This window comes from Bacillus sp. GbtcB10 (assembly GCF_019091365.1).
In the GTDB taxonomy this organism is placed as follows: Bacteria; Bacillota; Bacilli; order Bacillales; family Bacillaceae; genus Bacillus; species Bacillus altitudinis.
The window spans coordinates 1-235 of the sequence record NZ_JAGXJP010000407.1; the positions used below are offsets into that span (position 1 = coordinate 1).

The 235-nt window shown below is 55.3% G+C and carries 1 pseudogene; it reads right to left on the reverse strand.

Annotation, left to right across the window (positions count from 1 at the left end):
- Window positions 1-235 (reverse strand): annotated as a pseudogene (locus tag KVT11_RS20665) (alpha/beta hydrolase); the annotation flags it as partial.

Genomic DNA, 235 nt, shown 5'->3' on the forward strand with positions numbered 1-235 from the left:
GGCCTAAACCGCCGGCTCTGATCGCCCGGTACCAGTTCAGCATCGCCGTGAGCGCTCCTTTTCTGCCCCATGCCTGTTTGTAGCTGTCGACATCTTCCCGTGAAAAAAGCGCCGGGCGTTCGGATAAGCCGATCGCGTGATCCAATACGCGGTAATTGTCTTCAGACAATCTCCGTTCCGGCTTTTCCGGAAGCTGAAAGAAAGCGATATAAGAGCTTTTCTTCCACTGCGGCGG